This window comes from Mycolicibacter heraklionensis (genome assembly GCF_001021505.1).
In the GTDB taxonomy this organism is placed as follows: Bacteria; Actinomycetota; Actinomycetes; order Mycobacteriales; family Mycobacteriaceae; genus Mycobacterium; species Mycobacterium heraklionense.
On record NZ_LDPO01000040.1, the window covers coordinates 1 to 10321 of the forward strand.

Consider the following 10321-nt stretch of genomic DNA (forward strand, 5'->3'; position numbering starts at 1 on the left):
ACGCCTGACTCAAATCACTAAGAGCCCCAGCCAAATCCGCGCCAACCAGATCAACAACCCAATCCAGCTCATCAGCATGCGCAACAGGCGCCGAAGCCAACGGCGACAACCCAAACGCCAAAAACGCCCCAACCGCACTGCTGGCAGCCGCCACTCGGCCACCCCGGCGGCGAACGGCGCCAGTGAAACCACGACGCTCTGCGCGGTGCTGCTTTCCAGTCATGTGGGACTCCCTATTCTGCGACGAACCCATGTCGGTGATGTCTTCTCGGATCAGGTTTTTCGGCTATGTCACGGTGCTGATTCGTCAGCACCGTTGAGGAAAATTCGACTGCCGCCCGGGGCAACGCTTTTCGGCATTTCGGTACGTGGTCCAAGGTGACCACGTGGCATCATTGGCGGACCCATTGTCGACGGCACCGCCGTCAATTGAATCCCAGGAGGTACTTTTGATGACCACCGAAACCATTTCGGCGACAACCGGTTCGGTTGTGATATGAGTTCGCTGATGGCACGACAGCTGGCTCATGTGCCCCCTGAGGTCCGCGCGGTCCCGCCGCCGCCCCTGCCGGCGTTTCCCGAGCCGTACAGCGTGCGTTTCGCCGACCCCGCGACCGATGCGGAGATGATTTCCGAGTGGATGAACCGTCCGCATCTGGCCCAGACGTGGCACTACGATCGACCCGCCGACGAGTGGCGACGGCACCTGGAGATCCAGTTCGAGGGCAATTTCTCCCGTCCCTACGTCTTCAGCATCGCGGGACGCCCCATGGGCTACATGGAGCTGTTCAGGTCCGCCCAGGACGACATCTCCACTGTCTACGACGCTGATCCCTACGACATCGGACTGCATGCGGCAATTGCCGAACTGGACATGGTTGAGCACGGCCACGGCGCGATCATGTTCCGCGGATTCATCGACAGCGTGTTCGAGATCGAGCCCCGGTGCCGACGAGTGATCGGCGACACCGGAACCGATGACGGCAGCTACGGACGCCGATTTTGGGAGCGCCGAGGCGGCGTGTTCCTGGGTGAACACTTCGTCTCGAAGTGGAATCAGAGCATCGCACTCTTCGCCTGGCCGAGGACGCCCGAAGACGTTCCGGCACCTCGCGAGGAGACCTAACAGCAGACTCCGGTGGAAGGGGCGGATCATCACGATCCGCCCTTTCCGGCGGACCCACCGGCACCACCGGCGCCCGGATTGCCGTTGTTGGTACCGGACGGGTTGGCTCCCGCGGTCCCGGATCCACCGGCCGTGCCCGCGGTCCCCGCACCGCTCGCGCCTCCACTACCACCGGTACCACCGGTACCACCCTTACCGCCCGAGAAGCCGTTCTTCGACGCCGTGCTTCCGGAGCCGCCGGTACCGCCCTTGCCACCGGCACCACCGTCGCCGCCCTTGCCGATGGTGCCGTTGGCGCCAGCTGAAGCGGCTGACCCATCACCGTTGCGCAGCGCGCCCGCCGCGCCGCCGCTACCGGCGGCACCACCGGTACCACCGACGCCGCCGTTACCGCCGTTACCGCCAGTACCGCCGGCCTTGCTGGTGCTGCCGTTGGTGCCGGTGCCACCGGTGCCACCGGTGCCACCGGTGCCACCATTGCCACCCGACCCGCCCTGACCGCCCGCGCCGGCGTTGCCGGACTGAGTGCCGCTGGCACCACCAGCACCACCCTGGCCACCCGCCGCACCCGCGGTCCCGTCGCCGCCGTTGCCGCCAACTGCGCCGGTGGTGCCGCTGGCATTGGTGCCAGCGGCACCGGCCAGTCCCAGGCCGCCGGAGCCGCCCATGCCACCCGCACCGCCGTTGCCGTTGAGCGCAGCGTCACCACCAGCGCCGCCGTTACCGCCCGCCTGGGCAGCCGCGCTGCTGGTGGCGTTTGTGCCGGTGCCGCCGTTACCACCAGCACCACCGTTACCGGTAGACCCGGCCGCTCCGGCCTTCCCGCCGGCCGCCTGCGCGGTGTGATCGCCGTTCCAGCCGCCGGCTCCCGCCGCCGCAGCCGTACCCGCGGTGCTGGAGCTGTCGCCGCCGTTACCGCCCGACCCAGCGACGGCGCTGCCACCGCCGCCCGCACCATCGCCGCCACGGCCACCGTCACCGGCGTTGCCGCCGTTACCGGCGTTACCGCCCGCGCCGCCGACGCCGTTAGCGCCCGCAGCGCCGTTGGTCGCGCTGCCGCCCAAGCCACCGTTGCCGCCGTTACCGCCGCCCGCACCGTTACCGGCCGTACCGGTTGCGTCGCCACCGTCGGTACCGTTGCCGCCACTGCCCGCAGCCGCGCTCACGCCAGCGGTGCCGTCGGCCGCGTCCCCGCCGTTACCGCCGCGACCACCGGCGCCGCCGCTACCGGCCGCGCCACCGTTACCGGCCTGGCTACCCCCGGCACCACCGTTACCGCCCTGGCCACCGTCGCCGCCGAGGACACCGTTGGTGCCGTTACCGGACACCTCGGTGATGCCGTCGGTGCCTGCCGCACCGGCGCCACCGTTTCCGCCGTGACCACCGTTGCCGACCGCTCCGGCAGCTCCGGCGTCACCACCGTTGCCACCAGCCTGCGCGAAACCGTCGCCGAGCACGACACCGGCACCGCCGTTACCACCGTTACCACCGTTTCCGGTGGCGGCGTTGCCATCCGCGCCGGTTCCGCCGTCGGCCGCGATGAAGCCGTTACCACTCACGCCGCCATGGCCGCCTGCCCCGCCGGTACCGGCATAACCACCGCTGCCGCCATCACCGCCATTTCCAGCCACGTGGTCAGCGCCGCCTCCGGCGCCGTTGCCACCGTTGCCGCCGCGTCCGGCGTCACCGCCGGCGCCGCCCTTGCCGCCAACGCCGCCGGCGCCGACGCTGCCCTGGGTTCCGTTGGTGGCGGTACCACCGAGTGCACCCGCACCACCGTGCCCACCCGCACCGCCGTTACCGCTCAGGCCAGCGTTGCCGCCGTTGCCGCCGTCGCCACCGCTTCCAACAGCCGCGTTCTGCCCGTCGGTGCCGGTGGCGACGCCACCGACGCCGCCGGTACCGCCCGCACCGCCGCGGCCGCCGGCGCCACCGTTACCGGAGATGCTGCCGCCGGCGCCACCCACGCCACCGTTGCCGCCCATGCCGCCGTCGGCACCGTTAGTGCCGTTGCCGCTGCCATCGATGATTCCCGTCTTGCCAGTGGCCCCGGTCCCGCCGTTACCGCCAGCGCCGCCGTTGCCGATCGTGCCTGCCGCACCACCGACTCCGCCGTTACCGCCAGCCTGCGAGGATCCGTCAGCGAGCACCTGGCCGGTTCCGCCGTTACCGGCAGCTCCGCCGTTGCCACCGATGCCGAGTGCGCCATCAGTACCGTTTGTTCCCGGGCCGCCCGAGCCGGTACCGCCAGCACCACCGACACCCGCTACGGCGCGGTCGCCACCGTGGCCGCCGTTGCCGCCGCTGCCTGCGGTAGCGCTTACGCCGCCGCCGGAACCGTCGGCACCGGCACCGCCGTTGCCCGCGTTCCCGGCGTTGCCGCCGTTGCCGCCGTTGCCTGCGGTGCCGTTGATCGCGCTACCGCCCTTGCCGCCCGCCGCCCCGGAAGCGGCGTTGCCGCCATCGCCGCCGCTGCCGCCGGACGCACCAGCGGTGCCGACGGCGCCGTTACCGCCGTTACCGCCACTACCGCCACTACCGCCGTTACCTCCGTTACCTCCGTTACCGGAGATGGAGCCACCGTTACCGCCATTACCGCCGGTAGCACCGGCAGTGCCCGAGGTGCCGTTGGTGCCGTTGCCGTCACCACCGGTGACTCCGGCCGCCCCGACGGTGCCGTTACCGCCGTTACCGCCGTTACCGCCGTTACCGATGTTGCCGCCGTCGCCGCCGTTGCCGGCCTTACCTCCGGCCTGGGTCGTACCTTGAGCGTTACCGCCGTTACCGCCGTTACCGCCGTTACCGCCGTGTGCGCCCGCCAAGCCGTCAGTGCCGTCGGCCCGCTGGGTTACCCCGTCACCGTTGTAGCCGCCGGTACCACCGATACCGGCCGTGCCGACGTTGCCACCGGCACCGCCGTTACCACCGGATCCGGCAAGGCTGTTGACGCCGCCGCCGGCACCGTTGCCACCGCGACCGCCATCCGCGCCGGTGCCGGCGTTACCGGCGTTACCGCCGACCGTGCCCAGACCGTTGAGTCCGGCGGTGCCGTTGGTCGCGGTACCACCCGCACCGCCGTTCCCGCCGTTGCCGCCGTTACCGCCACTGCCGCCGTTGCCGCCGTTGCCGCCGTTGCTGCCGGCCCCACCGGTGCCGGCGACCGCGTCAAGACCCGCCTTGCCCTGGAAGCCGTTGCCACCGTTGCCACCGTTGCCCGCAGCGCCGGCGCCGCCACCGGCACCGCCGTTGCCGGCGATCGAGCCGCCCTTGCCACCCGCGCCACCGTCGCCGCCTGCGCCACCGGACTGACCGCTGATGCCATTGACCGAACTGGCCGTGCCGCTCGCACCGTTGCCACCGATGCTGCCGGAGCCGCCGGCACCACCGGCGCCACCGTTGCCGTAGGTTCCGGCGTCACCGCCGAGTCCGCCTGCGCCACCGCTCTGCGGGTTGCCGTTAGCCAGGGTCGCACCGTTACCGCCGCGCCCACCGGCGCCGCCGTTACCGCCGGTGGCGGCGGCACCGTTGCCGCCGTTGACGGCCTGGTTGCCGTCGCCGCTCAGGCCGCCCTTACCACCGAGGCCGATCGCGCCACGGTCACCGCCGTCACCACCGTTGCCGCCGTGTCCGGCAATGGCATTCGAGCCGCCTCCGGCGCCATTGGCACCGGTACCGCCGCTACCCGCGTTGCCCGCGGCGCCACCCTGGCCGCCGACGCCACCGGCACCGGCCGCACCGTTGTTGCCGAGCGTTGCCGTGCCGCCGACACCACCGGCGCCACCGTTGCCGCCAAGGCCGCCCGAGCCGCCGTCGCCACCGTAGCCGCCGTTGCCGCCGGAAAGCCCGCTACCGAATGCCACCGACGCGGCATTGGCACCGTTGGCGCCGGAACCACCGCGACCGCCCGCACCACCCGCGCCACCGGCACCACCGGCACCGGCGTCACCGGAGATGCTCCCGCCTTCGCCGCCGTCGCCGCCCGCACCACCGGCACCGCCGAGACCGCCGTTGGTTCCGCTGCCGCCGTTGCCGGCGCCATCGACGACCCCGTCGACACCTGCGGTGCCGGCCGAACCGATGCCACCGTTACCGCCGGCACCGCCGACGCCGACCGGTCCTGCCGCGCCACCGCGGCCACCATCACCACCGGCCTGCGGCGATGCATCGGCGTGCACCACGCCGGCGCCACCGTTGCCGCCCGCGCCACCGTTACCCCCGGTGGCCGCGGCACCTGCTGCGCCGTCGGCAGCCTGTTCGGTGTTGTCACCGTTCCAACCGCCTTCACCTGCGGTCGCGCCGGCCTCGCCTCGGACACCGCCCTGACCACCCGCACCACCGTTGCCGGCCTTGACCCCGGCGCCTCCGCCGGCACCGTGGCCGCCCTGACCGCCGTTACCGGCATTGCCCGCGTCACCGGCATTACCACCGACGCCGCCGACCCCGGCGGCGCCAGCCGCACCGTTGGTTGCGCTGCCGCCCGCACCGCCGTTGCCGCCCTGGCCGCCGTTGCCGCCCTTGCCGCCGTCGCCGGCGTCGCCACCGTTGGTTCCGTCACCGCCGGTGCCCGCACCGGCGTTAACACCGGCAGTCCCGTCTGCACCGTTGCCGCCGTGGCCGCCGTGGCCTGCTGCGCCGCCGCTACCACCGGCACCACCATTGCCGGAGACGGAGCCGCCTGCACCACCGACGCCACCGACGCCACCGGCACCACCGTCGGCGCCATCGGTGCCGTTGCCGTTGACGTCGGTGATGCCGTCGACCGTCGCACCGGCGCCACCGTTACCGCCGGCACCGCCATTGCGCACCGACGAGCCGTCACCACCGGCACCACCTGCGCCACCGCCCTGACCGGTGTTGGTTCCGCCGATCAGGCCGGTACCCGCGCCGCCCTGTCCACCGGCGCCACCGTCGCTGCCCTGGCCACTGTTGCCGGCTCCACCCTGGGCTCCGGTCGCAGTGCCGGTACCGCCGACGCCTTCGGCACCTGCGCTGCCGCCATCGGCACCGGCGCCGCCGGCACCACCGGCGCCCGCGTTGGCGGCGCCGCCACCACCGAGGCCGGTTCCACCCTTGCCGGCGCTGCCGGCGTTGCCACCGTTACCGGCGTTACCGCCAGCACCACCGGTGCCATTGTTCGCGACACCACCGGTACCGCCGGTACCGCCCTGGCCGCCAGCGCCGGCGTTACCGCCGTAGCCGCCCGCGGTGTCGGCGACTGTTGCGTCCGCACCAGCACCGCCGGCGCCACCATTGCCGCCGTTGCCGGCGTTACCACCGGCACCACCGTTACCGGAGGTGGTGCCGCCGGAACCACCGGTGCCGCCGTTACCGCCGACGCCACCGAGGAAGCCTGCGGTGCCGTTGCCGTTGGGGTCGGTGATGCCAGCAACCGTCGCGCCGACGCCACCGGTACCACCGGTGCCACCGTTTCCGACCGCTGCGGCATTACCACCGGCGCCGCCGTGGCCACCGCCCTGGCCGGTCAGCCCATCGCTGGCCAGACCACTGCCGTCGCCACCGTTACCACCGGCCGCACCGTCGCTGCTCAGACCGGCCTCGCCGGCGCCACCGTCGGCGCCCACCTGCGCGCCGGTGCCGCCGGCACCTACGCTGCCGGCCGCACCGCCGTCGGCACCGTTACCACCGGCGCCACCGTTACCGGCGTGGTCGGCGCCACCGCCACCAAGTCCCTTACCGCCGGCCGCAGCCGTACCGGCCGCACCACCGTCGCCGGCGTCACCGCCGGTACCACCGGTGCCGTTGGCCGAGGTGCCACCCGCACCACCGGCGCCACCCGCACCACCGGCGCCGGCGCTACCGCCGTTGCCACCGGCCGCACCTGCCACCGTCGCGTCCGCTGCCGCGCCGCCCTTACCACCGGATGCACCGGTGCCACCGGCACCACCAGCACCGCCATTGCCCGAGTTGCTGCCCGCCGTGCCGCCGACGCCACCGGCACCACCGGCGCCACCGACGCCACCGGTCGTGCCGTTGCCTCCGCCGTCGGTGAACCCGTCAGCGCCAGCGAAGCCCTTACCGCCGGCGCCGCCGGCACCACCGTTGCCGTTCGTGGCCGCGTTACCGCCGGCGCCACCCTGGCCGCCGGCCTGGCCGGTCAGCCCGTCGCTGGCCAAGCCGCTGGCGTCGCCACCGTTACCCCCGGCCGCACCGTCGCTGCTCTCACCGGCGTCGCCCGCGGCGCCGTCGGCACCCGCCTGCGCACCGGTTCCGCCGGCGCCCAAGTTGCCCGCCGCGCCACCGTCGGCGCCGTTACCACCGGCACCACCGTTACCGGCGCTGTCGGCGCCGCCGCCACCAAGTCCCTTACCGCCGGCCGCAGCGGTGCCTGCCGCACCACCATTGCCGGCGTCACCGCCCGCTCCACCGGTGCCATTGGCCGAGGTGCCACCCGCACCACCGGCGCCACCCGCACCACCGGCACCGGCACTACCGCCGTTACCACCGGCCGCACCGGCCACCGTCGCGTCATCGGCCGCGCCGCCGTCACCGCCGGAAGCACCGGAACCACCGGCGCCACCAGCACCACCGGTGCCCGAGTTGCTGCCCGCCGCACCGCCGGCACCGCCAGCGCCACCGGCACCGCCAACGCCACCCGTGGTGCCGTCACCGTTGCCGTCGGTCGTGCCGTTCGCCCCATCGGCTCCCGCACCGCCGGCGCCACCGGCACCACCGTTGCCGTTCGTGGCCGCGTCACCGCCGGCTCCACCAGCTCCACCGGCCTGACCGGTCTGGCCGTCGCTGGCCAGTCCACTGCCGGCGCCGCCGTTACCACCGGCCGCGCCATCACTGCTCAGGCCGTCCAGGCCCGCATCGCCAGAGGCACCGCCAGTGACACCGCTGCCACCGGCGCCACCGCTGCCGGCCGCGCCACCGTCTGCGCCGTTACCACCGGAACCGCCGGCACCGGCGTTGTCGGCGCCGCCGCCGCCAAGTCCCTTGCCACCGGAAGCCGCCAATCCGGCCGCGCCACCGTTACCGGCGTCACCGCCCGCGCCACCGGTGCCGTTGGCCGAGGAGCCACCAGCACCACCCTTGCCGCCCGCGCCACCGGCGCCGGCACTACCGCCGTCACCTCCGGCAGCACCGGCCACCGTCGCGTCATCGGCGGCACCGCCGTTACCGCCAACGCCACCCTGGCCGCCGATACCGCCGGCACCACCAGTGCCGGAGTTGGATCCGGCCGCACCGCCGGCGCCACCCTGGCCGCCGGCGCCGGCGTTGCCACCCGCGGTACCGCTGCCGCTGTTGTCCGTCGTGCCTTGCGTGCCATTGGCACCCGCGCCGCCGGCGCCGCCCGCACCGCCGTTGCCGTCAGTGGCGGCGCTGCCGCCCTGACCACCGACGCCACCGGCCTGTCCGGTTACGCCATCGCTAGCCAGACCGACGCCCTTGCCACCTGCGCCACCGGCACCACCGTTGCTTCCCGCACCGACGCTGCCCGCGCTACCGGCGGCGCCCCCGTCGGTCCCGGCGCCCGCCGCACCGGCCGCACCGCCGACCGCACCATCGCCACCTTGGCCACCGGCGCCGGCTGCGTCTAGGCCACCGCCACCGAGGCCCGCGCCACCAGCCGCCGCCTGGCCGGCCGCACCACCGTTACCCGCGGCACCACCGGCACCACCGGCGCCGATCGCGGAGACACCACCGGCACCACCGTCACCACCGATGCCACCGGCACCGGCGTTACCACCGGTGCCACCGGCGTTGCCGGCCACCGTCGCGTCGTCGGCCGCGCCACCGTTACCACCGGTGCCACCGGTGCCGCCCGCGCCGCCTACGCCGCCCGTGCCGGAGTTGGTGCCGCCCGCACCACCGGTACCGCCAGCACCGCCGGCACCACCCGTTGCGCCCGCGGTGCCGTTGCCATTGTTGTCGGTGACGCCGTGCTCACCGGTCGCACCCCGGCCACCTGCACCGCCCGCGCCGCCGTCGCCATCGGTACCGGCGTCGCCACCGTTGCCGCCATGGCCACCGGCCTGCGCGGTGCCGTCGCCGAGGAGCTCGCCTGCCCCACCGACACCACCGGCACCACCATTGCCCTCGGCACCGTCAACGCCGGTCGCACCGGTCGCGGCGTACGCGGACCCGCCGCTGGAGCCGCCCTTACCGCCAGTTCCGCCCTGCCCCGCAGTGGAGCCGGCCGCACTACCACCGTTACCGCCGGAGCCCGCCACTGCGGCGTTGCCGCCACCGGCACCGGCACCACCGGCACCACCATTGCCGGCCTGACCACCGGCGCCACCGTCGCCACCGATACCACCGACACCGTGCGCACCCGCGGTGCCGTGCGCCGACGTACCGCCGGCACCACCAGCGCCACCGACACCACCCACGCCACCGTTGCCGGCCGTGTTCGTCGCGTCGCCACCGTCGCCACCGTTGTCACCGCTACCGGCAGCCGCGTCCACGCCCGCGACACCGTCGGCACCGGCACCACCGACACCACCGGTGCCACCGCGGCCACCAGAACCACCAGCACCACCATTGCCGGCCTGCGAACCACCGGCACCACCAGCGCCACCGACACCACCAGCGCCACCAGCCAGACCAGTCGTGCCATCACCATTGACATCGGTGTGCCCGGCCAGACCGACCGCACCGTCACCACCGACACCACCAGCGCCACCGTTGCCCAGCGAACCACCGTCACCACCACGGCCACCGGCACCACCGGCTGTGCCGGCGATGGTGGCGTCGGCACCGTCACCACCACGGCCACCGTTACCACCACCGGTCGCCGCCAAACCCGCGTTGCCCGCGGTACCCGGGGTCGAACCCGCACCACCGGCACCGGCCACGCCGGCGTCACCACCGCGACCGCCGGCACCGCCATCGACATACTTCGAGTCGCCGTCGGCGCCGTCGCCGCCGTTGCCCCCGAGCCCGGCGTTACCACCGTTACCGCCGGTGCTACCGGCACCGGCAGCACCGGAGGAACCGAGCAGACCACCAGAGCCACCGGCACCACCGAGACCGGCGGCACCGCCGGCACCACCGTTGCCGCCGTTACCGGCAGCGCCGCCGGCGGCGCCGGGGACAGTGGCGTCGATGCCGTCGCCACCATCGCCACCGTTACCACCGTCGGCACCGGCACCACCGGCACCACCCTTACCACCGGAACCGATCAGCCACGAACCCTTACCACCGGCACCACCATTACCACCAGCACCACCA

Annotated in this window: 3 protein-coding genes; 2 read left to right on the forward strand and 1 reads right to left on the reverse strand. The window is 73.8% G+C overall.

What is annotated here, in order from left to right:
* Window positions 1–382, forward strand: a 382-nt coding sequence (locus ABW16_RS27615; RefSeq protein ID WP_233424860.1) for a hypothetical protein, incomplete at its 5' end; no start/stop codon positions are given.
* A gap of 126 nt (window positions 383–508) precedes the next feature.
* The gene (locus tag ABW16_RS23215) at window positions 509–1126 is read left to right on the forward strand and encodes a GNAT family N-acetyltransferase (RefSeq protein ID WP_230987292.1); all 618 of its coding nucleotides are present in this window, start codon (window positions 509–511) and stop codon (window positions 1124–1126) included.
* A 29-nt stretch (window positions 1127–1155) separates the two neighbouring features.
* Here the strand turns inward: ABW16_RS23215 and ABW16_RS27940 are convergent.
* Window positions 1156–10321 (reverse strand): hypothetical protein (locus ABW16_RS27940; RefSeq protein ID WP_167344305.1); only part of this gene is annotated, 9166 nt, incomplete at its 5' end.